Consider the following 26672-nt stretch of genomic DNA (forward strand, 5'->3'; position numbering starts at 1 on the left):
GGTAATTGCACGGACTTGCCCACCCATTTGCATTCGACCTGACCATCATTTGCATCGGATCTGACCATCAAGCGTGGCCATGACCGGCAGAAAACGGCCAGAAGAGGGCGATGACAATTAAATAAGTTTGTCCCTTTTCAGTTCCTTTCGGTCGTCATTTCGCGATGGAGCTTTACAGATGATAGGATGATGGCTTCTGGCCGGCATCGTGATAGGCCACTGATGAATTTTGGAATGGACATGTCTCAACAAATGGAAGTAAAAGACACTGAGTCTTCTAAGGGGTATTTTAAGGATGACGAGATGCATCGTCTCCTTCTAGAGACTGAGAGTCGGTACAGAAGTGCTATCGATACTGACGGGATGGACACTAGTGGTATCAATATTTTTATAATTAGATCACTAGCCGCGATGCGAAATAATTATATTGCTTTTGAGCGCGGCTGCCTGTTTAACATTGAAATGATCGGTCGTGAATTTAAAGAGAAATTGGAGACGATAGATCCTCAAGATTCCAAAGATTCTGAACTGTTGGCTGCTTTTATATTTCGCTTTGTGCAGGAGTATGAGGTATCGAATTCCAGCGGTCTTTCTGAAGAATTAGCACATGGACTCAGGATGATCCGGGGGCTGAATTTAGATCACCCTGCAGGAAGTCACATAATGTACGGTCAGCACTCAATGCTGATTGGAGTGTTGAAGAAGTATCTTCATCATGAGGATATTGTTGCTATAAAAAAACTTCCAGAAACTATTGAGCGTGCGGTGAGAGTTAATGCTGACAATGAGCGCACCCTCAACGAAGGACAGCAAAAAGTAGCACACTTGGCGGAAGGTCTAAAAAAACTTAAGATTGGTTCGGATTTTGTAGAGCTGGTATCAGGGTTTTCAAAAATGAGAGCTGGCAAGGCAATCGAAAAGCATTTCAATTTTGCGTGTTTACTGCTTTTGGCAGCGATGATGATCTCCCCGGCGGCGCTGAAAGTATATGTCTATTATGCTGAACTGAAAATCCCGGAGATTGATGTCTATACAGCTGTATCGATTGCTGCTTTGGAATTGGTGTTCGTATACTTTTTTCGCGTGGCGCTTCACAATTTTAGAGGCGTGAAAGCGCAGATGCTCCAACTTGATCTTCGTATAGCTCTACTTCAGTTTATTCAAAGTTATGTGAAGTTTTCAGGCGAGGCTAGAAAAACAGTTTCCAAATCCAATGGTGAAGGCTCTTCTAAGGAGCTGACTTTAGACCGATTTGAACAAGTGATTTTCAGTGGATTGGTAACTGGTGAAAATGAGTTGCCCTCGACTTTTGATGGTCTGGACGGATTAGCAAAAATCATCGAAAAGGTGAAAGGTAAGTGAGCCTGAGATAAAATGTAGTTTAAGTTAAAAATTTCCGTCTCTTGAATCAAGTGCGCGTTGGGAAAGGGGGCTGATTTACTTTTTAGTCCCCTTTTTTGCTATTAGAATCCGTTTTCTGAAAATAAAATCGTCCCCTTTTCCGCATTAGGTTTTTCCATGTTTAACAGAAGCGATTTTGACAAACTCTCCGGGGAAGGAATGACTTATTGGAACGCGTGCGATCGTTGGCGCGGTCTCTATTACGTCACCTATCCAGCAGTCGCCTTTGAATACCCCGACTCTGAAGAGACCATTCGCATAACTCGCGCGCCCAAACAGCAAGGCGAGAACGGATTGAAATTCTGGCTTCATGCGGAATGTGTAGCTTGGCATCCCGATAGAGAAAGCTACTTCCTGGGCTACGTTTCTGACGCTAAGTTTGAGGAGATTTCGGAAGCTGTTTTCAATCAGATGGTCGCGGATCAGGCGCGGGATTTGATTGCTCCCCTCAAACAGCCGCTGCATGAGCCGAACGGCTTCATCGGAGCGTTGTTGATGTATTCAATGAAGACGGAGTTCATCGTTTCACTATTCGCGGAGTATGAAGAGGAGTACATCCATTTTTATTGGGACACGACATCATGAGCTGCAGCCAAGGGCCGAAAGCGGATTAAGTCGAACCCCACACTGTTGCCGAGAAGCGGCCGTTATGAATGGCACGCGGATAGCTAGCGGCTACCTATCGCAAAAGATAAGCCATCGCTTCCAGGCGGATGGGACAGCGCGCCGTATGGTTTGATTTTTTGTACATCCGCCTATAAGCGTTCCGATAAAGCTATGACAGATAAGTGACGGCCGAAAATGGAAAGTCAAGGTCGATCGCCCGCTCTTGAGTCACGCTCTACCCATTTCCTCGTACGAAGCATCAACGAACATGATGTGCTCATCCCAAGCGGCTTCAGTTACATCCCGGATTATTTCAGCAAGAGTATCAACATCCACCCCCTGAGCTTCGATGCAGGCCAGGCGTCCGGGTGACCAGTCGATGACAGAGCACTGTGGATACTTCCCTAGCAGTGCGACCAGGGTCTTCTGAGGCGGCTCTTTGCAGGTGTACATGAAGTCAAAATACGGGGCGCTGGTATCCTGAAGCGAGTACACCAGAGCCCAAGCATTCGATGGACCGGAAAAGTACATAGTGACGTAACGATGTGCCCATTCTGGCCCTCCGTGTTTGATGAGGCGAAGTACTTCGACGATCGAATGACAATCGGGGATTCGGATCATGCGATCAGGGTCAAACGTCCGGCCAATCAAAGGTTGGGCTACTACTTTACTGAGCAGAAATGCAGTCATTTTTGCTTTTTTGTTCATCGTATTGTCTCGTGTTCGAATGTCCGCTTTTGGCCGTATGCAGTCGCATGGGAACGTCCGCTCTTGGTCGTTCTCTGCTGATCACGGTTACAAAGCGTGCCGGTCAAATCCGGTGCAATTGGTGTCAGAACGAATGAAAATGACTGGTCAGGTCGAATACAACTTGGTGGTGAAGTAGAGTGCAATTTCGCAAGTGTCATGCGGCACGTTGACCGGCCGCGATGGCAACCTTAAAACTTAACGCTTTCGCAACGGGGCTAGGATTTGTTCGACATCCAATCCTTTAAGCAGGCAATTATGTGTAATTGCCGACAGTGCTTCATAGAGTTGGTCCCGCATCTTTATTAACTCAGCATTCTCCATTTGCAGATTGGCAATTCGTTCTTCGAGGCTTCTTCGGCGGCGGGCACCGTCTGGATCTCTCCCACTCTCCTTGAGTTGTGCGATACGGGCGGATTCAATTCGCCTCCCACGATCACCTACCAGGGTAGCGCGGCTAGTCAGGCCCAATCGTCGCTGCACTTCGGGGCGTGAAATAGGCGCGAGCTCCAGCCCTAAGCTAATCATTTGAGCGAGGAGGGCGTCGATTGCCTCGTCCAAGTTGCTGCCTCTCAAGGTTTGCCGTTGCGCCATGGTCGCCTCTAATCATCCGAAACCGAACTGTGTCGTTTATCCGTGTCCGCAATTGTCATTGGGTGCCCATTTGGAAACACGCGTTGCATACCTACATCGGTCTCGCGTGCGAGGACGGATTTTATATTGTTTAGCTTGTTTTCCTGGTCCGCCAGCCATACATCGCCACCTGCCTCTCCGGCGCTGGCATCGCGCATGATCGTAATTGCGGTCGTCAGACTCTCGGCTTGTCTCTCAAGGTTAGCCCGCTCCGATGGAGTGCCCATCAGATAAAGATGCGAGCAGCCATTCCAGCACTGAAGATGCTTAGGGCAGGGCGCTTGGGAGAAATCGTGAACGCAGCCTCCGAAGGGTGTCACGTGCAACGCCGTCGCGTGTACGGTGAGAAATGCTTCTGCAGTAATTGTACCTTTATCTGCCAGTAACGCATGGTAACTGTCGGTCAATGCGCCCTGAATGTGCTTACTTCTTATACCTGTATGTAAGAAATCAATGCGCTCGTGATGACTATTGAACGCCAAAAACTCCTGATGTGCAGCGGTGTTTTCTTCAATGCTCGAGTGTTGATAAAAAGAATTCTGATCCAGGCTTTTTCGCCCCAACGCCAACGCTTGCTGAACATTACTCATTCCCGCCAAGTGGTAGATAGTGTTACGCCAATGACGAGGCTGATGGCTTGTAAGTTTGATAGGATCTCCGCTAGCCTCCACCAGCGATCGCCTGGAAAATATAGAAGAACGAAGAGGGTTTGCACCAAGCGCAATATTGATATCCGACAACGTCACGCGCCTAGGCAATATGTAAAATATGTTTGCGTCCCGGCCTCCGAAATGAAACTGTCCTTCGAAAGCGATCGCAAGCGTTTCACTGGTTTTAAGCTCGACACGTAGGGTTCCGTCTACATTTTTCGTTAAGACTGAATGCCCGCGAAGCTTTGGGACGAGTAAGCGTTCAATGTCGCCGGCTAAGTATCTACGCTTAACTGCTTTCGAGTGGTGTTTCTTTTCGTCATAGGGATGGATGCCATTTCGAGCAAAATACATAAAAAGGCTTCTATTCGTGTCTTTGTTTTTTGCGAACCCAAGCCAGTGATGAACTTCAATCTCTGTCAGTATTTTATTTGGTGAATAGTCCCAGAGGCGCCCCGGATGGGCCTCTTGCCACCTAGCGATTTCGCGTTGATCTTCCGTCAGTATTTTTAACCGCTCAACTGCACGCCTAGCCAATGGAATGTCACTTTCCGCTAACCAATGAACGCGAGACTGAAATTGCTTTTCCGCAAAGTATCTGATCCCGCACTCAACCAAACTATTTCCATTGCCATCCAAGACAACTTGCCCTGCAGAATTTTTTATGGGTCTCTCGACCCAACAATCATAAGGGATTACAGCTATTTCGTTACCACGTTGCCCCGTCGCTATCAATAAGTCGATCACACGTAGCAAAATTTCCTCGCCGTAACTAAGCGGATTGTTGGAGCATATAGCGTATGCTTCCATCGCCTCGCGAGAAGGCAATCTCTCATCAGATTTACGCTGTTTTACCGCATGATCAGGGTCATGTAGTGAGATGTAATAATTACGACGACTCTCGGGCTTTTCGTCATGTTTAAAGTGTATAGCGACATTGGTTAGTTTCAGTCTATCAATCGTATCCGCTACTACCTGAAGATTATTGAACGCGTCATAACAGTTCTTGTAGCCACTCTCCCGGAGAAAGGCGACGACGCGGTCGAAATCGCCTCGCGTCAATTGCGTGGGGTCAGATATGCCGCGCTCGAATAACGGGTTGTATAGCCGCCGAACTATAATATTGTATGCAGTAACCATCGAAAACTTCAGGTTTCGTGTACGCTGTAGATATACGAGCAATGCTTTGCAAAAATCTTGAAATGCGAGGGGTAGCGCACCTTTAGGAGGTGCTGCATAGTCATTCATCTCAGGCGACGGCCGGAGTGTTTCAAAAGTGATGCTGTGCGAACGTTGGCGTTGCGGTAACCAATTCTCAACTGACCACACCGTTGATTCCCAAGCCGCACTTATCGATAACGACTTAAAAATTTCTCGCTCGTGGCTTACAAAATCTTCAAAGCTGCACATCCTAGTCAGACTCATCTGCGGCCACCTCTCTATGTTGCCGGCAGCGTTCAATCGTAGCGCTTACCGCCAGTATGGTGGTCTGATGCTGGGCTAAGGGGCGATTGTGAATGAGGTCACCGGCTTTTTCTGCTATATCAATGAATCGCTGTGCTTCTCTTTGCAGCGCCTCTTTCACCTGCTCATGACGGCCGTCAGCAAAGGGGTGAAACTTCCTGCAGGTGTAACAGGCATAGACAGGATTGTAGGGGCAGTGGGTATGAACCGGGAGGGCGCAAGCACCGATGTCCCCGATGTACTGGGTATCGATGAGGCCGCTGATGGCTCTTTCAGGGACTATATTTCGACGTTGGACGATTTCCCCGGTTAATAAACTGTGCATGATTCGCTGATAGGAAGGGCTCTTTCCGAGCGCTTTCTCTTTGATTCGGGCAATGTTTGGAGTCGCTGTGATGTAAGCGCATGCTGCAACCGTGCTGTTGTGGCCGAGCAGTTCGGCAATCATATCTGCCGAAGCTCCCTGGTCCGCCAAACCTTGTCCGAGGTGATGACGCAACAACATGGTCACCTGATTGGGCTTGTTTATCCCTGCTTTATGTAGTTCATGTTTGAGGCCGATACCAATTTCCTTGACCGATAGGCGCCTCCCATTAAGACTTACAAATAATGGTCCGCAGTCGACACCAAAGCGACGTTGAATATCTGAAACATGTTTCGAAATTTTCTCACCTAGGCGAGTGGTTATTTTGCGGGGCCGTCGTTCAGGTCTGCGCTGTCCAATCTTTTTTTGGCCATGGGTAGCCATAGAGTGTAGTACTTTTCATGATCAACGCTTTCAATGACCTCAAAATCAGAAATATCTAGCGAATGAAACTGAATTGCGCGCGGCGCAAGTTCGAAACCTAAGTGAAGTACTATGTTAAACTGGACTTCCCCCAAAGTTTCAGATGAAAATTCTCGCTCAATGCGTTTGAGCAACCGAATTTCCTCATCTAATTCTAAGCCAGACTGCGAAAGGAAAATTCGCGCATATGGGTCAACCCGACCTGATTTTACATCCTTGATTGCTAGATAAGTATTTAGATCAAAACCTTTAATACCCCTATCTAGAGCCCATCGATAAAATCGACGAAACCCTCCAAGATCGTATCTTGACTTTTTTAACTCTTCAAGGACATTGATTAATACTGCTTTTTCCCAAGGAAGGCCGTTTGCTAGTTTGGTTCTAGACAAAGCATGCAAGGATTTTGCAAACATTTGAGCAGTACATGGTGCGTATTTTTCAAGCGCATAAGCCATAAAGCTTTTGCTAATCTCAATGAGCTCGGAGTTAAATCGAAGAGCAGCCCAATCAATTTTCATACACTTTCCACCGTCGTACCACGTCCAAACGCTCAATCGAGTATCGACGTATCTTGGCTGGTCATTGGTGCGAGTTCGAATCGCAACTTGAGCCGGGCCTTCAAACACGTAGGCCGGAAAAGAGGAGGAGGGGGAAGCGTGTTCTTGCTCGGCTGATTTGGTCACGGCGAACCTCCTTAACTGTCAAGTCGGCTCCAGGCTGCCGAGGTACGCTGGGCGTTGTGGAGGTTGGCCGACTCGGCGAGATAACGACTTGCATAACGCCGTGGCATCGTCGAAGTGTCAGACCAACCGCAAACTCGCCGCAGTTCGTCCGTGGCCCGCTCGAGGTCATACCCACGCTTCTCGACCAGGTAAGCCAAAAATCGGTCGGCAAAGGTGTGGCGAAAGTCATGCGCGGAAAGTGTAGGCAACAATCCCGGATGAGCCAGTTCAATGGTCAGGAACAGCCGATCAAGGACGTTCGACAACGCTCGGATCGACAGCGGGAGGCCTCGGTCCGAGATGAACAAATAGCGGTACAGCAATTTCATTGGTTTGCCGTTACGCCGTGGACGTCGTACGCTCTGAATATAACGCTCGTAGACCTCATACAATTGTGCGGAGATGCCTACGGTCCGCCCATGTGTTTTCAGCGCAGGCTCTTCAGCGCGCGGGTCGCCGGGATCATGTTCGCGGTCATTGATGCTGACATAGGCATGCTGAGACCCCTGATTGATATCGGTGGTGTAGAGCTTGAGAAGCTCTCCGCGACGGATACCGGTCTCTAGCAATAATTCAATCATCAGCCAATTGCGCAACTGCAATCGTTCCGGGAACGGATTCTCCGCGGTGCCCGGTCGAATCAGTGTGCGAACGATCTGAAGTTGGGTATCTGTCAGGCTGCGATAACGAGTGCGGTCGGGTCGGGCATTGATGATATGGCTCTCAAAGCGCCGTTCAACGACGTCGGCGACATCTGCAAATGCAACCTCGATGTTAGCCAGGGAGGTTGAAGTTTGACGAGCACGCGGGATGTAACGGGTGACACACCAGGACAGGTACAGCTTTAGCAATCGCAAGTATTGGTCACGGGTACGCGGATCGATCTGCGGAAAAGGTACCGTTGCAGCTGTGCCGATTCGGGCGACCAGGTTGTCGGCGTGACGGCCGCTTTGGAGCCAGATGGCGTAACCATCCAGTAAAGCCAAAATCGACTCGAAGTCGCAAGCCAAGATGGCCTCATCAATATTGAGGTCACGGCTTTTGCCATAGCTATAGAAAGCCTGGATCGCGCGCAAATGCGCCGCAGCCGTGTTGTACGCGCGGTACCGCAACTTGAGTTGAACGTAGATGAACGGGACAAGCATGGGCAACGGCGCCGCATCTCCGGTTTGCACGAGCAGCGGTACACGCTGACCTGAAGAGAAACGGCACTGAATCAGCTTCATCGGCAGCCACCTCATTGAATGACTCGCCATGAACACGGAGTACATGGCCCGTTGAGAGAGTGGACGGCAGAAGCGGGTTTGTCGAATCAGCGTCTTAGGCAGCTCGTGAACATCTATGACATGACATGTCGTTTAACATAATATACATTACGCGTAACAAAGTATTACAACATTAGCGTGGTCGCCCAAGAGATTTGAATCTGCGGTGGCCGCTTCAAGACCAGCTTTCCCTACAAACTGCATTCTTCCCAATCTACAGCCCTCGTCCATCATCACACGTCAGCTTTTCAATCAGCGCTCCATGCTGTGGAAACTGTGCCGTGAGTTTTGCGCGATTACCGATTTCCATGTCTGCGAAATCAAACCCAGGCGAAACCGCTTCGCTGATCAAGCCAAAGCCATTTGAGCCTTCCAGTAATCGAGAGGCTTTCCAAATTCCACCCGGTACGTGCAACTGCCGTTGCTGACCAGCCAAAACATCGCTGCCCATTACCAGCGTTTGCAATGAGCCGTCGGCGTGGATCAGGTTGTATACGATGGCGTCGCCCAACTGGAAATAATGCAGGATGTCGGACTGGTTGAAATGAAACTGGCCCACTGGCGATTGCTCAGTGAGCAGATAGTAGATCGAGGTCAGCAGATATCGCGGGCCTTGCTGCGTTTCGAGGCAGTCACGGTGATCGGCTTGATAGGTTCTGCGGTAATACCCGCCCTCGACATGAGGCTGTAGATTCAGCGCAGTAATCACATCAGTTGCGTTCGGCTTGCGCTGAATCATGACCTTCTCCATAACAGGTACTATTTTTTGTTAGCTCAACTAAACGGTCATTTAGTGTAGTTAACTTATTTTAGGCGACGATCGACGCACTTACCCTGCTCCATTAGAAGTCTACCGTCGCCGACAGCAGATACGTTCGCGGCGTCGAAAGCGTCAACCCCGGCTCACTATCATCCGATGCACCCGCCGAACTCCAATAGCGTTTATCCAACACGTTTTCGACATTGGCGCGCAAGGTGATCGTCTTCTCGTCCAGCTTGAAAGCATAGCGTGTACCTACGTCGAACCGTTCCCAGGAGTCGATTTCCTTGTCGTTCGCCTGATCCAGATACTGCGAACTCGAATAGATTCCACGGCTGGTCAATGTCAAACCCTGCACAGTCGGCACGTCCCACTCTGCACCAAGGTTGACGTTGTATTTCGGTGTCGCCGGTGCGCGGTTGCCGTCGAATGTGCCGTTGGTGGTGTGGGTCAGTTCGCTGTCGATGTACATCACACCGCCGAGCAATCGGAACCCCTTGAGCGGTTCGCCGAACACGCTCAGTTCTACGCCGTTGTTTTCGCGTTTGCCGTTCGGGCCGAAGACTCGTGTGGTGGCATTGGTTTCGTAGGCAGGCTGTTTGATGCGGAACACCGCTGCCGTCAGCGCATATGAGCCCGCGTCGTACTTGGCGCCGACTTCAACCTGGCGGCTGATGAATGGCGGGAAGATTTCGTCTTCGTTGATAGATGTCGATGGCGCGATCTTGCCTTGGCTCAGACCTTCCATGTAGTTGGCGTACAGCGAAAGTTTGTCCGTCGCCTTGAACAGAATCCCGCCCGATGGCGAGACTTTTTCCTCATCGTAAGCCGTGTCGCCCTTGATGCCGTCGCTCCAGTCATCGACTTTGACTCGCTGCCAGCGCGCCCCCAAAGTCAGCAACAGACGATCGTCGAAGAAGCCAAGCGTGTCGGACAACGCCACGCCGCTGAAGCGGTTCTCGGTATAGACCTTGGCGTCATTGCGGGTCGGCGTGCCGGGTCTGGCGATTTCCACCGGGTCGTAGAGATTGCTGCGCCCGGCCGCGTAACGGGCGCCGCCGTTTTCGAAGTCCATATAAAAGTAATTGGCCGCCAGGTTCACTTCATGGCTGACCGGCCCGGTCTGGAACCAGTTACGAACGCCAGCGGTAGCCGTGCGGACGTTTTCGTCGCGAGTGAAGTCGCGCGGCTGGACGCTGAAATCACCGGCATCGTTGGTCACCGAAACGGCATGGCGCAAGAAGTCGTGATTGCTTTTGCGGGCGCCGACGCCGCCATACAGCATGACCGAATCGCTGACATCGAACTCGCCGTTGACCGTGCCGAAAGTGTCTTTAGTGCGCGCCCGGCTCCAGGGTTGCGCATAGTTATCGCGAACATCATTGGCGTTCGGCACTTTGGCATTGGCGGCGACTTGCACGCGTTCCTGCGGTGCGTCGGTGTCGCGTTCGGTGTGGCCGATATCAGTGGAAAGTCGCAAGCGTTCACCACGAAAGTCCAGACCGAGCACCGCCATGTCGCGATCGACGCTCTGGTGATCCCATTCCGTATCTCCGGACTGCTTGACCCCGTTGAAGCGCAGGCCGAACTGATTGTCTTCGCCAAAACGCCGTCCGACATCCACCGCGCCGCCGACTTGGTTGTTCGAGGCGTAATTGGCTGTCAGCGAGGTGATCGGCTTGTCGGTCGCGCGTTTCGGCACGACGTTGATCCCCCCTCCTACACTGCCCCGTGGCGAAATCCCGTTGATCAATTGGCTCGGGCCTTTGAGGATGTCGACGCGATCAGCCATTTCCATATCAATGGTGTACGTCGGCAAGATTCCGTAGAGGCCGTTGTAGGCAACATCACTGTTGAACAGGCTGAAACCACGGATGGTGAATTGCTCGTAGCGGCCACCGGCCGGGTTGGTGGCGCGTACCGAAGGGTCGCTGCCGATCAGGTCGCCGAGGGTGCGCGCCTGTTGGTTTTTCACCGTTTCGCTGGTGTAGGTGGTCATGCTGAACGGGGTTTCCATGAAATCCCTGGAGCCCAACAGCCCTTGCGAGCCACGCCGTGCAACCTGACCGCCAGCAAACACGTCGGCATCCGCTGAGCCGCTCGCGCCGAGAATAGATGTCGGCGCAAGTTGCAAGGTGCTGCCTTGCGCTGCGGGCACCAGCGTATAAGCCTGATCGCCGACCGGTTGCAGCTGCAAACCGGAACCCAGCAACAACCGGCTGAAGCCCTCCTCTACACCGAACTCGCCGGACAATCCACTGCTGTTGCGGCCGCTGACCAGCGCCGGATCCACCGAAAGATTGACTCCAGCGAGACCGGCGAAGCGCGTCAGCGCTGTACTCAGGCTACCGGCCGGGACCTGATAACTGCGGCGACTGCCGTCGTCGGCCCAGCTCGATTGAATCAACAAGGGGCTGGCGCTCAGGCTCAGCAAAAGGCTCAACTGCAACAACGGACGCAAACGACCTGGGAATACTGCGGGCATTGGAAGAAGCTCTCGATTTTGTTCACTTGCCTGGAATGACCAGCGAGGCGAAAAAAAGGGACAGGCTTCAACCGGTTTTTTCTGCGCGCGGTACCAGCGACACCCAAAATCGCGTTCGCGTGTGCACGTCGACGGGCAAACTGGCTGCCAGCAGTGCCAGCACTTGATCGGTATCGTCGAGGCGGAAACTGCCGGTGATGCGCAGCGATTCCAGCGCCGGATCCCAGCGCAGCACGCCCGAGCGGTAGCGACTCAGCTCGCGAAGGAAATCACCCAGCGGCTGGTTTTGCGCCATCAGCACACCGTCGCGCCAACCGGGCATCAACGCATCGAATGCCGTCACCGCCCCCGCGCCCGAAGCTTGCAGGCTGACTTGCTGGCCCTGCTGCAATACCAGCGCCGGGCCGTGCAGCGGCTGCAATTGCACCGAACCGCGCAGCACGCAGACCTGGCAATCGCGCGCATTGAGGCGCACCGAGATGTCGCTGTGATTGACGATCATCCGCCAATAAGGCGCGTTGACGATAAAGGCTGAATCGCCCGCCACGTTGAGCGCCATCTCGCCACGAATCAGTGTCAACTGACGTGCAGGCAGATCGACATTCACCGCGCTGTCGGTGTTGAGTTGCAATGAAGAATCCTGGGCCAACTGCACTTTGCGCCGCTCGCCAGTGCTGGTGTGCAAATCGGCGCGCCAGGCCTCCAGCGGCAGCTCCCGACTGATCAACCACGCCGCCGGCACCAGCGCCGCCACGCCCAAGGCACGCTTGAGTACCGCGCGCCGCGCCGGATCCGGCCGATCCAGGGTGGCCATGGCCAGTGTCGGCGGCAAACCTGCGAAACGCTGGCGAAGCTGCTGGATTTTCTGCCAAGCGTTCTCGTGGCGACTGTCACTGGCGCGCCAATGCTGCAATCGGGCGTGATCTTCATCACTGGCAGCGCCTGACTCGAGCAGTGCCAGCCATTGCGCCGCCGCCCGCGCCACTTCCCGCGTTTCCTCGCTGGGGGCAACGCGCATCACAGATCCACCAGCAAGCAATGCTCGTACGCCTGGGCCATGTAGCGTTTTACCGTGCGCTCGGAAACCTGCAAGCGCTCGGCGATCTCGCGGTAGCCGAGGCCCTCGAGTTGACTCCAAAGAAATGCCCGACGCACCGCACGCGGCAAGCCATCTAGCAATTCATCCAGCGCCTGCAAGGTTTCCAGCAGCAACCAGCGCTGTTCCGGCGACGGTGCGCACGCTTCCGGCAATTGCGCCAAGGCGTCGAGGTAGGCTTTTTCCAGATGGCGCCGCGTGTAGAAATTGCTCAGCAGGCGTTTGCCGACGGTGAGCAAATACGCGCGCGGCTCGCGCAACTCGGCCAGCGGCGGCGCGTTGCACAGGACGCGCAGAAAGGTGTCCTGACTGAGGTCCGCCGCATCCCACGCATTGCCCATGCGCCGGCGCAGCCAGGTTTCCAGCCAGCCGCGGTGCTCGCGATACAACTGCTGCAGGCTCTGCTCCGACGGTGACGTAGCTTCAATCATCTCAAGAGACCCTGCGCGAAGGTAGATTCAAATGAGACTGATTCTATTTAACTTCTCGAAGGACACAAAGCCTTTTTCTGCTCAGCGCTTGAGCGTTTCGCTCGGCAGCTCCTTGAACAGCGCGCGGTAACTGCTGGAAAACCGCCCCAGATGCCAGAACGACCAGCGCATCGCCACTTCCGCAACTGTGGTTTCCGTGGGCCTGCGCTTGAGCAATTCACGGTGCGCACTGTTCAGCCGCCGCAGGCGTAACCAGTGGCTCGGGGTCATCCCGGTGTAGGCCTTGAAAGCCTGTTGCAACTGGCGCAGCGGCACGCCGGCGACGTGAGAAAGTTCGAGCAGATTAACCGTGTCTTCCGGCGAATCAGCCGCCCACTCCCCCACTCTTTTGATGATCTGGCGTTCGTTGTTGCGTCGCTGCAACCCGCTGCGATCAAGGCTGGTGTGAGCGTTATCAAGGATGAACAGGCAGTCATCAAGCAACTGTTGAGTCAGGCGATCTTTATCAAGTGGATCAGCAGCTTGCGACAACTTCGTGAGAATCGAGCTTAACCAGCCGCTGAACAAAGCGTTCTGGCCGCAGTTCAGCGGCGCCATGAACAAACCTTCGAGCTTTGCCACTTGCAAACCGTGCTCGCGGACGAAATCCGGACCGAATACCACAGCGATTTCCCGGTAGTTCTCCGGGGTAATCCAGATGTTGCGGCTCTCTTCGTTGAGCAGATACAGCGCGTTGTCACTGCGATCAAAACAGAACGCCAGAGCCCCGGATGGCGCACTGAAATTCTGCTCGACCCGGGTGTTCATTTGTTCTTCGTAGACCTCGACGCCCTGCAGATCGAGATAGCGAATCTGCCCGGCGAAATGCCCCGGCGACATCTGCTGGTAATGCTGGATCCAGCCCGGTGTAGCGCGGATTTGCTCGGCCACGTCGGCGGTATTGAACGCTTGTACCTGAAGCGGATTGCACGTTGTCATGGGGTGACCTTGCGCACTCTTTTGGTGCGCTTTGGTGCTGCTGAAAGTGGATAGATGGAATCGCAAGCCGCGCCCAAGATAGTCGCCAACGCGCCACAGGGGAAGGGGCGGAAGATGAAACCCGCCCTCCCCGGCGTCTACAAAACCAATAACGAGGTCTTTATGAACGCCCCTTTCGATCAGCTGTTCACCTGGCTGAAAGATCACAAGATTACCGAAGTCGAATGTGTGGTCAGCGACCTGACCGGCATCGCCCGCGGCAAGATTGCACCGACCAACAAGTTCCTGCATGAGCGCGGCATGCGCCTGCCGGAAAGCGTGCTGCTGCAAACGGTAACCGGGGATTTTGTCGACGACGACATCTACTACGACCTGCTCGACCCGGCCGACATCGACATGGTGTGCAAACCGGTTTCCGATGCCGTGTATGTCATTCCGTGGGCCATCGAGCCGACTGCCATCGTCATCCACGACACCTTCGACAAATTCGGCAACCCGATCGAACTGTCGCCGCGCAACGTGCTGAAGAAAGTCCTGCAGCTCTACACCGACAAGGGCTGGAAGCCGATTGTCGCGCCGGAAATGGAGTTCTACCTGACCCAACGCTGTGAAGACCCGGACCTGCCGCTCAAGGCACCGCTGGGTCGTTCGGGCCGTGCGGAAAGCGGGCGCCAGTCGTTCTCGATCGATGCCGCCAACGAATTCGATCCGCTGTTCGAAGACGTCTACGACTGGTGCGAACTGCAAGGCCTGGACCTCGACACGCTGATCCACGAAGACGGCCCGGCGCAGATGGAAATCAACTTCCGTCATGGCGATGCGCTGGATCTGGCCGACCAGATCACCGTGTTCAAGCGCACCCTGCGCGAGGCGGCGCTCAAGCACAACGTCACCGCGACGTTCATGGCCAAACCGATCGGCGACGAGCCCGGCAGCGCCATGCACCTGCACCAGAGCGTGGTCGAGATCGCGACGGGTCAGCCGATCTTCGCCGATGCCGAGGGCAACATGAGCGAGCTGTTCCGTCATCACATCGGTGGCTTGCAGAAATACATCCCGAAAGTCCTGCCGATGTTCGCGCCGAACGTCAATTCGTTCCGCCGCTTCCTGCCGGACACCTCGGCACCGGTCAACGTCGAATGGGGCGAAGAGAACCGCACGGTTGGCCTGCGTGTGCCGACATCGGGGCCGGAATCGATGCGCGTGGAGAACCGCTTGCCCGGCGCCGACGCCAACCCGTATCTGGCGATTGCCGCAAGCCTGCTGTGCGGCTACATCGGCATGGTCGAGAAGATCGAGCCGAGCGCGGCGGTCGAAGGCCGGGCCTACGAACGGCGCAATCTACGCCTGCCCATCACCATCGAAGAAGCCCTGACGCAGATGGAAGAGTGCCCGAAAGTCGCCGAGTACCTGGGCAGCAAATTCGTCCGCGGCTACGTCGCGGTCAAACGCGCCGAGCACGAAAACTTCAAGCGCGTGATCAGCTCTTGGGAGCGGGAGTTCCTGCTGCTCAGCGTCTGACCGCGCGTCCGTCCCTGTGGGAGCGAGCCTGCTCGCGAAGACGGCCGCACAGTTGATCGTTCCCACGCTCCCGCGTGGGAATGCATCCCGGGACGCTCTGCGTCCCATCCTAAGCCGAACGCGGAGCGTCCGTTGCGACATTCCCACGCAGAGCGTGGGAACGATCATTACAAGAAGAGGTGTCGATATGCGTCTATTGAAATCCGTACTCCCGGTCGCACTGAGCGTGCTGTTCAGTGCCGTAGCCCACGCCGAGCCCCAGGTCAGTGTCTACAACTGGACCGACTACATCGGCGAAACCACCCTCGCCGACTTCCAGAGCAAGACCGGGATCAAGGTGATCTACGACGTCTTCGACTCCAACGAAACCCTTGAAGGCAAACTCCTCGCCGGTCGGACCGGATATGACGTGGTAGTGCCGTCCAACCACTTCCTCGCCCGCCAGGTGAAGGCCGGGGCGTTCATGAAGCTCGATCGTTCACAGTTACCAAACTGGAAGAACTTGGACCCGAAACTGCTTGAATTGCTTGAGAAAAATGATCCCGGCAATGCGCATTCGGTTCCCTATCTGTGGGGCACCAACGGCATCGGTTACAACGTCGACAAGGTCAAGCAAGTGCTCGGCATCGACCACATCGACTCCTGGGCCGTGCTGTTCGAACCCGAAAATCTGAAGAAGCTCAGCCAGTGCGGCGTGTCGATGATGGATTCCGCCGACGAAGTCTTCCCGGCCATCCTCAACTACATGGGCATGGACCCGCGCAGTGAAAACCCTGAAGACTACAAAAAGGCCGAAGCCAAGCTCCTGAGCATCCGCCCGTACATCACCTATTTCCATTCTTCCAAGTACGTGTCGGACCTGGCCAATGGAGACATCTGCGTCGCGTTCGGTTACTCCGGCGATGTGTTCCAGGCGGCCAACCGCGCCAAGGAAGCCAAGAACGGCGTGAATATCGCTTACGCCATCCCCAAGGAAGGCGCCAACCTGTGGTTCGATCTGCTGGCGATTCCGGCCGACGCGAGCAACGCCAAAGAGGCGCACGCCTTCATCAATTACCTGCTCGATCCGCAGGTGATCGCCAAGGTCAGCGCCACCGTCGGCTACGCCAACCCGAATCCGGCGGCCAAGCCGTTCATGGATGAGGAACTGGTCAACAATCCTGAGGTTTACCCGCCGCAGTCGGTGCTCGAAAAACTCTACATTTCCTCGACCCCACCCCAGGCGATCATGCGTCTGATGACCCGGTCGTGGAGCAAAGTGAAGTCGAACAAATGAATCAGCACAGCGCACAACACACCGGCTCTTATTACGCCGCTTCTGCGCGGGCGAGCACGCCCTACCCTGCGCTGGATGGTGATTTGCTTGCCGACGTCTGCGTAATCGGTGGCGGCTTCACTGGCGTCAATACCGCGATTGAGCTGGCGCAGCGCGGTTTGTCGGTGGTGTTGCTCGAGGCGCGACGTATCGGCTGGGGCGCCAGCGGGCGCAATGGCGGTCAGCTGATTCGCGGTATCGGCCATGAAGTCGAGGGGTTCGCTCGCTACCTTGGCCAGGACGGGGTGCGCTATCTGCAGCGCGCCGGCATTGATTCGGTGGAGCTGGTGCGCCAGCGCATCACTGAAAACGCCATCGACTGTGATCTGCGCTGGGGCTTTTGCGAACTGGCCAACACCGCCGCGCAATTCGCCGCGTTCAAGCAGGAACAGGACAGTCTCGCCGAACTCGACTATGCCCACGAAACCAGGCTGGTCGGGCCGGAGCAGATCCGTGAGCAAGTGGTCGACGCCGGTGTGTACGCCGGCGGATTGATCGACATGGGTTCAGGGCACTTGCATCCGCTTGATCTTGTGCAAGGTGAGGCGCGTCTCGCGGCAGCGCTGGGCGTGCGTATCTTTGAGCAGAGTCCGGTGCTGGAAATTCTCCATGGCCCGACTGTCGAGGTCCGTTGCGCCACGGGTTCAGTGCGCGCCGGCAGCCTAGTGCTCGGCTGCAACGCACATCTGGATGACCTCGAGCCGAAACTCAGCGGCAAGGTGCTGCCCGCCGGCAGTTACATCATCGCCACCGAGCCGCTGGACGAAAGCCGCGCCGCGCAGTTGATTCCACAGAACCTGGCGCTGTGCGATCAAAAAGTCGGACTGGACTATTACCGACTCTCGGCTGATCGACGGTTGCTGTTCGGCGGCGCTTGTCATTATTCCGGGCGCGATCCGGCGGATATCGCTGCCTACATGCGCCCGAAGATGCTCAAGGTGTTCCCGCAACTGGCCGATGTGCGAATCGACTACCAATGGGGCGGCAAGATCGGCATTACCGCCAATCGCTTCCCCCAGGTTGGCCGACTCAAACAGCACCCGAACGTGTTTTACGCGCAGGGTTATTCCGGCCATGGCCTCAACGTCACGCACTGGTGCGCGAAGTTGTTGGGCGAAGCCATTCATGCCGGGCACAGCCAAGGCATGGACGTGTTCAGCGGCGTGCCGCACATGACCTTCCCCGGTGGCCCGGCCTTGCGTTCGCCGCTGCTGGCGCTGGGCATGTTCTGGTATCGCTTGCGCGAAATGCTCGGCTGAGCCCGCCAAGATTCTGGCCCCTGTAGGAGCTGCCGAAGGCTGCGATCTTGGGACGCAGAGCGTCCCGGGCTGCATTCCCACGCAGAGCATGGGAACGATCAGGTCGCAACCTTCGCCAGCTCCTTGCACCGCAATCGCGTCCTATGCCAGCTATACACATTTGCTCTATCGCCAAGCACTTCTATATTGATGAAGTGCTTTTGCGTTCCTGACGCTCAGTGCCCGATGAATTGAGGAGGACATGGATGAAGTCGTCAGCCAGCGATGAGCCGCTAGCACCCGGTCAAGCGCCGATCAAAACCCGCCGTTTCGCGATTTCACTGGTATGGATCGTGCCGATTGTGGCGGTGCTGGTAGGGATTTCGCTGGTGATTCACAACATCCTTCAGGAAGGCCCGGTCATCACCGTTACCTTCAAGACCGGCGATGGCCTGACCGCTAACAAGACCGAAGTCCGGTACCGCAACGTGGTCATTGGCCATGTCTCCGACGTCGAACTGGCCAACGACCATAGACACGTCAACGCCACAATCAAACTCGCCAAGCAAGCCGAAGCCTTTACCCGTGAGGACTCGCAATTCTGGGTGGTGCGTCCGCGCATTGGCGCCGGCGGGGTCTCGGGCATCGATACGCTGCTGTCGGGCGATTACATCGGCGCCGACATAGGTCAGGCCAATACCCGCTCAAAAAACTTCAAAGGTCTGGAGAACCCGCCGCCGATCACCTACGGCGAACCGGGCAAACGCTTTACGCTGCACACCGCGGACCTTGGCTCGCTGGACATCGGCTCCCCCGTTTATTACCGCAAGATTCCGGTTGGCCAGGTCGTGTCCTACGCGCTGGACCCGGACGGCAAAGGCGTCAACATCGAAGTGTTCGTGCATTCGCCCAACGATGCCTACGTCACCGAAAACACCCGCTTCTGGAACGCCAGTGGCATCGACATCAATGTCGGCGCCAACGGCTTTGCGGTGAAAACCGAATCGCTGTCGACCCTGCTGGTGGGCGGCATCGCTTTCCGCGCCCCGGACTACAGCCCCGACGATAAGCCGGCCAGCGACGACAAGAGTTTCGAGCTGTTTGCCAACCAGACCGCCGCCCTCGCCCCGCCCGACGGCAAGGCGCAATACCTGGCGCTGCGGTTTGATCAGGCGTTGCGCGGCCTCAAGGTGGATGCGCCTGTCGAGTTTCTCGGTATCGAAATCGGCCGGGTGGTGGCGGTCAATCTCGACTTTGACGAGGTCAAGCGCACCTTTCCGGTGAATGTCGGCATCGTCATTTATCCGCAGCGACTCGGCCGTGCCCACGCGAAGATTCTCAAGACCTACCATGGCGACGAAAACGACGAGGCCACCGGCGCGCGCCTGATCGGCACGTTCATTGAAAATGGCCTGCGCGCCCAGGCCCGCAATGGCAACCTGCTCACCGGTCAGTTGTATATTTCGCTGGATTTCTACCCCAAGGCGCCGAAAGTCGCGTTCGACCCCAAGGCACGGCCGGTCACCATTCCGACCGTCCCTGGCAGCCTCGAACAGTTGCAGGAAAAACTCGAGGCGATGGTCAACAAGATCAACGCATTGCCGGTTGAACGCATCGCCAGGAACCTCGACGGCAATCTGGTCGAGCTGCGCAAGGGCCTGAAGCAGTTCAACGCCAGGACTCTGCCGGGTGTACAGAGCACCCTCGCCGATGTCAGCAAGACCTTGCAGTCGGCCAATTCGACCCTCGCCGAGGATTCGCCGCAACGTGAGCAACTCACCGAGACCCTCGACGAACTCGGGCGCATGTCGCGCTCGTTGCGAGAGCTGTCGGATTACCTCGGTCGCCACCCTGAGTCGCTGATTCGCGGGCGTCCCGACAACGCCGCGCCGCTGGACCTCAAAGGACCGCCACGCAATTGAGCACAGGAGCTGAATCCATGGCTTTACCGTTGAAGATCACCGTGCTCGCTGCCTTCGTGCTGCTGACTGCGTGCCGTAGCGACCCGATCAGCTTTCACACACTGACCCCGGCGCAACCGGGTGCCAGCCGCAACGGCGCCGACATCGCCATAGAAAGCATCAGCGTGCCGCCACAGGTCGATCGCGCGCAGATAGTGATTCGCCAGGGCAACAGCGGCGTGGCGATTCTGGAAACCGATTGGTGGAGCGCCACTCTCGCCGATGAGTTGCGCGGCGCGCTGATCGATCAATTGAGCAGCGGTGTCGGCCAGCAGCGCGCCTCCGTGCGTATCGACGTGCAGCGCTTCGATTCGATTCCCGGCCAGTACGCCTTGATCGATGTGAAATGGCGAGTGCGCCCGCTGGGTGCTGAAGACGCGGCGCTACTGACCTGTCGCTCGGTGTTGCAGACGCCTTCAGGGCCAAGCATCGACGAGCTGGTGACTGCGCAACAGAACAACGTCAAACGGCTTGCTGCACAAATCACTCAGGCTGCGACGACCGCGCGCAATTGCCCTTCATCGGGCTAATCGCGTCACAAATCGAAGCGATCCACTGCCCGCCGCCGCTCGTTGTCATCGCGCACATCGTAGTTGGCGGTCGTCTGGATATTGCTGTGATGCGCAAGTTTTTGCGCGATCGACAGGTCGTGCTCTTCGATCACCCGGGTGATGAATGAACGCCGAAAATCGTGGGGCATGATTTTTACCCCGACCTGCGTACCGCGCTGGCGGGCGATGTAGTAAATCGCGTGTTTGGTGATGCGCTCGCGGGTGATGTGGCTGCCCCGGCGAATGCGATTGAACAGGAATGCATCGTCGCTCTCGCCTTCCTTGAGCTGTGAACGACGCAGTTCCAGCCAGGCGTCGAGCTTGGCAAAGGCCCAGGCCGGCGCGTACTTGATCAGCTGTTTGTTGCCCTTGCCGGTGACGGTCAGGCTGCGTTCGTTGAAGTCGACCTGACTCAGATCCAAATCCACCGATTCCGACTTGCGCATGCCGGTGCCGTACAGCAACGCAATCACCGCCGCATCACGCAAACCCTGCGGGCGCGGGTCGGCAGCGCAGACTTCCATCAGTTCGTGAATCAGCGTGCGCTTGAGGTTGCGCCCCTGGGACAGCCGTGTGCCGGCTATGCCCTTGACCGAACGCATCTTCAACAGGTGATCCTGGCTGATCAGGCTCATGCGCCACGCCTCGTTCATCACCCCGCGCACGGCGTTGACGTACAGCGAAGAGGTGTTCGGTGCATAACCGTCGGCACGCAAAGCGGCGACCAGCGCCACCACGTCTTCCGGTTGCAGGCCGTGCCAAGGGATTTCTTCGATATCGACGTCCTCGAAACCGAGGCGGTCAGCGGCATCTTGCAGCACATAGCGCATGGTCAACTGGCTGGAAGGTGCCAGTCGTGCCAGGTAAACGGTCAGCGGATTGCTGGTGGACGGTGCAGGTTGGGTACTCGACAAATCACTCAAACGAAACGGCCTTGAAATAAAAAACGATTCAACAAAAACAATAAATGCATGAAATGAAACGCAAAAAAACGGCGTGACTCAATGACAGGGGTTGCCGCGAAAGGCCGACAACCTGCCGTTCGAGGCCGTAAAAGTCAATCGGGCATTCCCCGAACGGTCTGTTTGCTGCTTTATCAGCACGGTAGGCGAACTGAAACATCGCGCTCTTATGTTCGATGCAGGGACTGCGAACAGGAGTGCGGCATGAAGATCACGGTATTTGGCAGTGGTTATGTCGGTCTGGTGCAAGCGGCGGTGCTGGCCGAGGTCGGTCACGACGTTGTGTGCATGGATGTCGACGCGCAGAAAATCGAGCAGTTACGCCAGGGCCACGTCAGTATTTTCGAGCCGGGGCTGGCCAGCCTGGTGCGTGAGGGCCTGGATTCGCAGCGCCTGCAATTCACCACTGATGAGCGGTTTGCGGTGTTGCATGGGCGGGTTGCGTTCATCTCGGTGGGCACGCCGTCACGCGAGGACGGCTCGGCGGACCTGCGCTACGTGTTGTCGGTCGGCGACGCGATTGCCCGGCATCGCCAGCAGCCGTTGATCGTCGTGGAAAAGTCCACGGTGCCGGTGGGCACGGGCGACGCTTTGCGCAGCCACATCGAAAAAGCCCTGATCAAGATTGGCCGCCTGCTGCAGTTCGATATTGTCTCCAACCCGGAATTTCTCAAGGAAGGTTCAGCGGTGGCCGATTGCCGGCGGCCGGATCGTATCGTCATCGGTTGCGAAGGCGCTGAAGTGCGCGATGTGATGCGTGATCTGTACGCGCCGTTCAACCGCAACCATGACCGCATCCTGTTCATGGACCTGCGCAGCGCCGAGCTGACCAAATACGCCGCCAACTGCATGCTCGCGACCAAGATCAGCTTCATCAACCAGATCGCCGAACTCGCCGAGCACCTCGGCGCGGACATCGAATCAGTGCGCCAGGGCATCGGTGCCGATACGCGGATTGGCTATCACTTTATCTACCCGGGTTGCGGCTATGGCGGTTCGTGTTTTCCCAAGGACATGCGCGCGTTGATTCACAGTGCCGAACAGGCGCATTGCTCCAGTGATCTGCTCCAAGCGGTTGAGGCAATCAACCAGCGCCAGAAACACAAATTGTTCGAGCGCATCAACGCGTTCTACCGGGGCGATTTGCGCGGCAGGACCTTTGCCTTGTGGGGCCTGGCGTTCAAGCCCAACACCGACGACATGCGCGACGCGCCGAGCCGGGTTCTGCTCGAAGATTTATGGGCTGCCGGGGCCAGCGTGCGCGCGTTTGATCCGGAGGCCATGGTGGAAACCCAGAATCTCTATCCAAACGAATCAAAACTGATGCTGATGGGCACGCCGGAATCGGTACTGGCCGGCGCCGATGCGCTGATCATCTGCACTGAATGGCAACAGTTCAAGGCCCCGGATTTCGAGCTGATCAAACAGCGTCTTAACAGCCCGGTCATCTTCGACGGCCGTAACCTGTACGACGCCGGGCGCCTGGCGCGCAATGGTTTCCAGTATTTCCCGATAGGGCGCGGTGAATCGTGCAAGTTGCCGATCACCTTGCGGCACAGGCCGGCGGCTTCGGATGTGGCTTGAACCGGCCCTGTGGGAGTCATTGCAAATTGTGAGCTACACCGACCCTGTGGGAGCGAGCCTGCTCGCGAATACGGTATGTCAGCGACATTGGAGGTGACTGATCCGCCGCCTTCGCGAGCAGGCTCGCTCCCACAGGGAAGTCATGTGCGCCGAAGGACGCTGGTGTATCAGCTTGACCGGTGGCGGCTGCCCAGAGAGGATGGCGTTCGCCAGCCATTCCGAATAAGGACATTCCCCTTCCGTGGCCATGTATTCGCCGTTCATTCGCCGGTTGATGATCAGCTCGCTGACCGTGGTCATCAGCCGCGCCCTGGTCAGCCCGTTGCTGACGCTGTTCCTCAGCAACAAGCTTGGCCTCAATCCGCAGGATGTCGGCTTGCTGCTCGGCATCGCCGTGTTCAGCGCCACGCTGCTGTCGCTGTACGGCGGCTACATCATCGACAAGCTGGACAAGCGCCAGTTGCTGATTGTGGCCATGCTCTCCAGCGGTATCGGCCTGATCCTGCTGACCTTCGCGCAGAACCTGTATCTGGTCACCCTGGTGCTGATCATCAGCGAAACCGCGTCGGCGCTGTTCCTCATCGGCTCCAAGGCGATCCTCAGTGAAAACCTACCGGTGGGCCAGCGGGTCAAGGCGTTTTCCCTCAATTACACGCTGACCAATATCGGCTACGCCGTCGGCCCGATGATTGGCGTGGTGATTGCCGGGGTGCAACCGTCCGCGCCGTTCATCGTTGCCGGCGCGATCGCCATTGGCAGTATTTTTCTGCTGCTCGGCGCAGTCCGCGATGTGCGTCCGATAACAGCCGCCAGCGCGCCGCAGAGTTTCCTCAACACGCTGATGATCCTGAAAAACGACCGCACCATGGTGCTGTTCACCCTTGGCTGCCTGCTCAGCACATTGGTGCACGGGCGCTTCACCCTGTACCTGTCGCAATACCTGCTGGTCACCCACACCCAGCAACAGACCTTGGACACCATGGCCGCCCTGCTCGCCTGCAACGCAATCACAGTGATCCTGCTGCAATACCAGGTCGGTCGCTGGCTCAGCCGCGAACACCTGCGTCACTGGATTGCTGGCGGCACTGCGCTGTTCATCGTCGGGTTGATTGGTTTCAGTCTGGCGGACAGCCTGCTCGGCTGGTGCGTGGCGATGTTTATCTTCACCTTGGGCGAGATGATCATTTACCCGGCAGACTTCCTCTTCGTCGATACCCTCGCCCCGGAGACACTGCGCGGCAGCTACTACGGCGCGCAGAACCTGGCGGCACTCGGCGGTGGGGCGAGCCCGGTGCTGTGCGGGTTTCTGCTGATGCACACGCCGGCGCCGAGCATGTTCTACGCCCTGAGCGGCTTGGCGGCGCTGGGCGGTTATCTATGCTTCGTCAGCGCGCGGCGCACCACTTCAATGCAAAATTAGTGCACTAAAACTGCATTTATATGAATTTGTCAGCATCGAGTTTGATCGGCAAACTACGCGCGTTCCTCCCCCAATGTTGGAACGCTTCGAGGGCTTTCCGGATATGCCGGACAAGTCCTTTTTTTTGCCCCGGATTTTGTAAAGGATCAGTTCTACATGCTTGCTCGCTGGTTGCCCGCTGCCATCAACACCCGCCCCACTGAATGGAGCCGTGCCGCGATCGGCATGGCCTTGGGCACGCTGTTCAGTGTGTGGATGTGCGCGCAGGTGTTCGGCCATGACGTTGCGTTTCACCTGGTCGGCCCGCTCGGCGCTTCGGCGGTGCTGCTGTTCGCCGTGTCCTCCGGCGCCCTCGCCCAGCCATGGTCGATTCTCGGCGGCTACCTGTGTGCTGGCGTGGTCGCCTTGCTGGTCGCCCATGTGCTTGGCCGTACGCTGGGCAGCGCCTGCCTCGCCGCCGGCATGGCGGTGATTCTGATGTGCTGGCTGCGTTGCCTGCACCCGCCGGCCGGCGCATTGGCGTTGACACTGGTGCTCGCCGACCCTGCAACCATCGCCATGGACTGGAAAGCCATGGAGCCGGTGATGCTCGGCGCGCTGTGCATGCTCATTAGTGCGCTGGCCTATAACAACCTGACCCGCATCCGCTATCCGAAACGCGCTGCCGACCCGGCACCGCCAGTGGTCCCGGTCGACCGCCAGGCGATCACCGCCGAAGACTTGAAACTGGCGCTGGCCGACATGGAAGCTTTCATCGACGTCACCCCCGAAGACCTCGAACGCCTGATCCACGCCAGCGAACTGCACGCCAAGCGCCGCAGCATCAGCGAAACCTTCCGATAACCACGCAATTTCGAGGCATGTAAAAACGCAGATTCCCCCTGCACATATCCCCGTTGTACACGACAAATTTGCACTGTTACGATCCGCTAACGCCCGCGCGCGGGCTTTTCGAATAAAGACAATAAAAAAGCAGGGAGTTACAGATGACAGCTCAGGCTTCATCCCGGCGGACCCCGTCCATGGATGCCATACCAAACGACGTGCTGGCCGAGGTGCGCAACCATATCGGCCACCTGACCCTCAACCGCCCTGCGGGCCTCAATGCAATTACCCTGGACATGGTTCGTCTGCTGCAACAGCAGCTCGATGCCTGGGCGTCTGACGCCGATGTGCACGCCGTGGTATTGCGCGGTGCCGGGGAAAAGGCTTTTTGCGCCGGCGGTGATATTCGTTCGCTGTACGACAGCTACAAAAGCGGCGACACGCTGCACGAAGATTTCTTCGTCGAGGAATACGCCCTCGACCTGACCATTCATTACTACCGCAAACCGGTGCTGGCCCTGATGGACGGTTTTGTCCTCGGCGGCGGCATGGGTCTGGTGCAAGGCGCGGATCTGCGCGTGGTCACCGAGAAGAGCCGTTTGGCGATGCCGGAAGTGGCGATCGGTTACTTCCCCGACGTCGGCGGCAGCTACTTCCTGCCGCGTATTCCCGGTGAACTGGGGATTTATCTGGGCGTCAGCGGCGTGCAGATTCGCGCGGCCGATGCGCTGTACTGCGGCCTCGCCGACTGGTATCTGGACAGCAGCAAACTGGCCCTGCTCGACGAAAAACTCGATCAGATGGAGTGGCAGGACACGCCGCTGAAGTCGCTGCAGAACCTGCTGGCCAAGCACGCCGTGCAAACCCTGCCCGATGCGCCCCTCCACGCGTTGCGCCCGGCCATCGACCACTTCTTCGCCCTTCCCAACGTGCCGAGCATGATCGAGCAATTGCGCGCCGTCACTGTCGCCGACAGCCACGAATGGGCGGTCACCACGGCGGATCTGCTGGAAACCCGCTCGCCGCTGGCCATGGCCGTGACCCTGGAAATGCTCCGTCGCGGCAGGCACCTGAGTCTGGAGAATTGCTTTGCGCTGGAGCTGCATCTGGACCGCCAGTGGTTTGCCCGTGGCGACCTGATCGAAGGCGTGCGCGCCCTGCTGATCGACAAGGACAAGTCACCGCGCTGGAACCCGCCGACCGTCGCTGAGCTGGACGCTGCGCAGGTTGCGCGCTTCTTCCATGGTTTTGATGAGAGCGGGAGCTGAGT

General features: G+C 56.6%; 22 protein-coding genes. 11 read left to right on the forward strand and 11 right to left on the reverse strand.

What is annotated here, in order from left to right; genetic code table 11:
* The first annotated feature begins 240 nt into the window (after positions 1 to 240).
* Both OK411_RS14905 and OK411_RS14910 read left to right on the forward strand, forming a co-directional pair.
* Complete coding sequence (locus OK411_RS14905; RefSeq protein WP_264365257.1) at positions 241 to 1362, forward strand: hypothetical protein; 1122 nt, start codon at positions 241 to 243, stop codon at positions 1360 to 1362.
* Positions 1363 to 1518: 156 nt separating this feature from the next.
* Complete coding sequence (locus tag OK411_RS14910; RefSeq protein ID WP_264365258.1) at positions 1519 to 1986, forward strand: hypothetical protein; 468 nt, start codon at positions 1519 to 1521, stop codon at positions 1984 to 1986.
* A gap of 249 nt (positions 1987 to 2235) precedes the next feature.
* On the opposite strand, the gene OK411_RS14915 is transcribed toward OK411_RS14910, so the two are convergent.
* The 10 genes from OK411_RS14915 to OK411_RS14960 form a co-directional block, all read right to left on the reverse strand.
* Positions 2236 to 2715, reverse strand: a complete 480-nt coding sequence (locus OK411_RS14915; RefSeq protein WP_264365259.1) for a hypothetical protein — start codon at positions 2713 to 2715, stop codon at positions 2236 to 2238.
* Between the two features lie 641 nt (positions 2716 to 3356).
* On the reverse strand, positions 3357 to 5462 hold the full coding sequence (locus OK411_RS14920; RefSeq protein ID WP_264365260.1) for a hypothetical protein: 2106 nt from the start codon (positions 5460 to 5462) through the stop codon (positions 3357 to 3359).
* Positions 5449 to 6249 carry a hypothetical protein gene (locus OK411_RS14925; RefSeq protein WP_264365261.1) on the reverse strand — a complete coding sequence of 267 codons (801 nt, stop codon included), beginning with the start codon at positions 6247 to 6249 and terminating at the stop codon, positions 5449 to 5451. The genes OK411_RS14920 and OK411_RS14925 overlap by 14 nt, the downstream gene beginning before the upstream one ends.
* Complete coding sequence (locus OK411_RS14930; protein ID WP_264365262.1) at positions 6186 to 6971, reverse strand: hypothetical protein; 786 nt, start codon at positions 6969 to 6971, stop codon at positions 6186 to 6188. Before OK411_RS14930 ends, OK411_RS14925 begins: the two co-directional genes overlap by 64 nt.
* Positions 6972 to 6982: 11 nt before the next feature.
* Positions 6983 to 8236 (reverse strand): tyrosine-type recombinase/integrase, encoded by a 1254-nt coding sequence (locus tag OK411_RS14935; RefSeq protein ID WP_264365263.1) that lies wholly within the window; start codon positions 8234 to 8236, stop codon positions 6983 to 6985.
* Between the two features lie 253 nt (positions 8237 to 8489).
* Positions 8490 to 9014 (reverse strand): cupin domain-containing protein, encoded by a 525-nt coding sequence (locus tag OK411_RS14940; protein WP_264365264.1) that lies wholly within the window; start codon positions 9012 to 9014, stop codon positions 8490 to 8492.
* A 103-nt stretch (positions 9015 to 9117) separates the two neighbouring features.
* Positions 9118 to 11520 (reverse strand): TonB-dependent receptor, encoded by a 2403-nt coding sequence (locus OK411_RS14945; RefSeq protein ID WP_264365265.1) that lies wholly within the window; start codon positions 11518 to 11520, stop codon positions 9118 to 9120.
* A gap of 67 nt (positions 11521 to 11587) precedes the next feature.
* On the reverse strand, positions 11588 to 12538 hold the full coding sequence (locus OK411_RS14950) for a FecR domain-containing protein (RefSeq protein ID WP_264365266.1): 951 nt from the start codon (positions 12536 to 12538) through the stop codon (positions 11588 to 11590).
* Entirely contained in the window at positions 12538 to 13047 is a 510-nt protein-coding gene (locus tag OK411_RS14955) for a sigma-70 family RNA polymerase sigma factor (protein ID WP_123442484.1), read from the reverse strand. Before OK411_RS14955 ends, OK411_RS14950 begins: the two co-directional genes overlap by 1 nt.
* 81 nt (positions 13048 to 13128) lie before the next feature.
* Positions 13129 to 14025, reverse strand: coding sequence for a helix-turn-helix domain-containing protein (locus OK411_RS14960; RefSeq protein WP_217878125.1), 897 nt, complete (start codon positions 14023 to 14025; stop codon positions 13129 to 13131).
* A 162-nt stretch (positions 14026 to 14187) separates the two neighbouring features.
* Here OK411_RS14960 and OK411_RS14965 point away from each other — a divergent pair, with 162 nt between their 5' ends.
* The 5 genes from OK411_RS14965 to OK411_RS14985 all read left to right on the forward strand — a co-directional run bounded on the left by OK411_RS14965 (position 14188) and on the right by OK411_RS14985 (position 20590).
* Positions 14188 to 15546, forward strand: a complete 1359-nt coding sequence (locus OK411_RS14965; RefSeq protein WP_016774729.1) for a glutamine synthetase family protein — start codon at positions 14188 to 14190, stop codon at positions 15544 to 15546.
* Positions 15547 to 15733: 187 nt separating this feature from the next.
* Positions 15734 to 16822, forward strand: a complete 1089-nt coding sequence (locus tag OK411_RS14970; RefSeq protein WP_125916253.1) for a polyamine ABC transporter substrate-binding protein — start codon at positions 15734 to 15736, stop codon at positions 16820 to 16822.
* Positions 16819 to 18120 carry an NAD(P)/FAD-dependent oxidoreductase gene (locus OK411_RS14975; protein WP_264365267.1) on the forward strand — a complete coding sequence of 434 codons (1302 nt, stop codon included), beginning with the start codon at positions 16819 to 16821 and terminating at the stop codon, positions 18118 to 18120. Before OK411_RS14970 ends, OK411_RS14975 begins: the two co-directional genes overlap by 4 nt.
* A gap of 245 nt (positions 18121 to 18365) precedes the next feature.
* Positions 18366 to 20021: an intermembrane transport protein PqiB gene (locus OK411_RS14980; protein WP_264365268.1), complete on the forward strand. Its 1656-nt coding sequence runs from the start codon at positions 18366 to 18368 to the stop codon at positions 20019 to 20021.
* Positions 20022 to 20038: 17 nt separating this feature from the next.
* Positions 20039 to 20590, forward strand: a complete 552-nt coding sequence (locus tag OK411_RS14985; protein ID WP_136493346.1) for a membrane integrity-associated transporter subunit PqiC — start codon at positions 20039 to 20041, stop codon at positions 20588 to 20590.
* Between the two features lie 5 nt (positions 20591 to 20595).
* Here the strand turns inward: OK411_RS14985 and xerC are convergent, their stop codons facing one another.
* A complete protein-coding gene (xerC, locus tag OK411_RS14990; RefSeq protein WP_186569674.1) occupies positions 20596 to 21534 on the reverse strand; it encodes a tyrosine recombinase XerC in 939 nt (312 codons plus the stop codon).
* A gap of 243 nt (positions 21535 to 21777) precedes the next feature.
* On the opposite strand from xerC, the gene OK411_RS14995 reads away from it, so the two are divergent.
* The 4 genes from OK411_RS14995 to OK411_RS15010 all read left to right on the forward strand — a co-directional run bounded on the left by OK411_RS14995 (position 21778) and on the right by OK411_RS15010 (position 26670).
* Positions 21778 to 23157, forward strand: coding sequence for a UDP-glucose dehydrogenase family protein (locus tag OK411_RS14995; RefSeq protein WP_264365269.1), 1380 nt, complete (start codon positions 21778 to 21780; stop codon positions 23155 to 23157).
* 241 nt (positions 23158 to 23398) lie between these two features.
* Positions 23399 to 24577: an MFS transporter gene (locus OK411_RS15000; RefSeq protein ID WP_264365270.1), complete on the forward strand. Its 1179-nt coding sequence runs from the start codon at positions 23399 to 23401 to the stop codon at positions 24575 to 24577.
* Between the two features lie 156 nt (positions 24578 to 24733).
* Positions 24734 to 25420, forward strand: a complete 687-nt coding sequence (locus OK411_RS15005) for an HPP family protein (protein WP_016774721.1) — start codon at positions 24734 to 24736, stop codon at positions 25418 to 25420.
* A 143-nt stretch (positions 25421 to 25563) separates the two neighbouring features.
* On the forward strand, positions 25564 to 26670 hold the full coding sequence (locus tag OK411_RS15010) for an enoyl-CoA hydratase/isomerase family protein (protein ID WP_264365271.1): 1107 nt from the start codon (positions 25564 to 25566) through the stop codon (positions 26668 to 26670).
* Positions 26671 to 26672 lie beyond the last annotated feature (2 nt).

The organism is Pseudomonas sp. RG1, from assembly GCF_025910115.1.
Classification (GTDB): Bacteria; Pseudomonadota; Gammaproteobacteria; order Pseudomonadales; family Pseudomonadaceae; genus Aquipseudomonas; species Aquipseudomonas atacamensis.

Coding starts and splice junctions, on each gene's coding strand:
- OK411_RS14905 (WP_264365257.1), top strand. CDS start 241: ATGTCTCAACAAATGGAAGTAAAAGACACTGAGTCTTCTAAGGGGTAT.
- OK411_RS14910 (WP_264365258.1), top strand. CDS start 1,519: ATGTTTAACAGAAGCGATTTTGACAAACTCTCCGGGGAAGGAATGACT.
- OK411_RS14915 (WP_264365259.1), bottom strand. CDS start 2,715: ATGAACAAAAAAGCAAAAATGACTGCATTTCTGCTCAGTAAAGTAGTA.
- OK411_RS14920 (WP_264365260.1), bottom strand. CDS start 5,462: ATGAGTCTGACTAGGATGTGCAGCTTTGAAGATTTTGTAAGCCACGAG.
- OK411_RS14925 (WP_264365261.1), bottom strand. CDS start 6,249: ATGGCTACCCATGGCCAAAAAAAGATTGGACAGCGCAGACCTGAACGA.
- OK411_RS14935 (WP_264365263.1), bottom strand. CDS start 8,236: ATGAAGCTGATTCAGTGCCGTTTCTCTTCAGGTCAGCGTGTACCGCTG.
- OK411_RS14940 (WP_264365264.1), bottom strand. CDS start 9,014: ATGATTCAGCGCAAGCCGAACGCAACTGATGTGATTACTGCGCTGAAT.
- OK411_RS14945 (WP_264365265.1), bottom strand. CDS start 11,520: ATGCCCGCAGTATTCCCAGGTCGTTTGCGTCCGTTGTTGCAGTTGAGC.
- OK411_RS14950 (WP_264365266.1), bottom strand. CDS start 12,538: ATGCGCGTTGCCCCCAGCGAGGAAACGCGGGAAGTGGCGCGGGCGGCG.
- OK411_RS14955 (WP_123442484.1), bottom strand. CDS start 13,047: ATGATTGAAGCTACGTCACCGTCGGAGCAGAGCCTGCAGCAGTTGTAT.
- OK411_RS14960 (WP_217878125.1), bottom strand. CDS start 14,025: ATGACAACGTGCAATCCGCTTCAGGTACAAGCGTTCAATACCGCCGAC.
- OK411_RS14965 (WP_016774729.1), top strand. CDS start 14,188: ATGAACGCCCCTTTCGATCAGCTGTTCACCTGGCTGAAAGATCACAAG.
- OK411_RS14970 (WP_125916253.1), top strand. CDS start 15,734: ATGCGTCTATTGAAATCCGTACTCCCGGTCGCACTGAGCGTGCTGTTC.
- OK411_RS14975 (WP_264365267.1), top strand. CDS start 16,819: ATGAATCAGCACAGCGCACAACACACCGGCTCTTATTACGCCGCTTCT.
- OK411_RS14980 (WP_264365268.1), top strand. CDS start 18,366: ATGAAGTCGTCAGCCAGCGATGAGCCGCTAGCACCCGGTCAAGCGCCG.
- OK411_RS14985 (WP_136493346.1), top strand. CDS start 20,039: ATGGCTTTACCGTTGAAGATCACCGTGCTCGCTGCCTTCGTGCTGCTG.
- OK411_RS14995 (WP_264365269.1), top strand. CDS start 21,778: ATGAAGATCACGGTATTTGGCAGTGGTTATGTCGGTCTGGTGCAAGCG.
- OK411_RS15005 (WP_016774721.1), top strand. CDS start 24,734: ATGCTTGCTCGCTGGTTGCCCGCTGCCATCAACACCCGCCCCACTGAA.
- OK411_RS15010 (WP_264365271.1), top strand. CDS start 25,564: ATGACAGCTCAGGCTTCATCCCGGCGGACCCCGTCCATGGATGCCATA.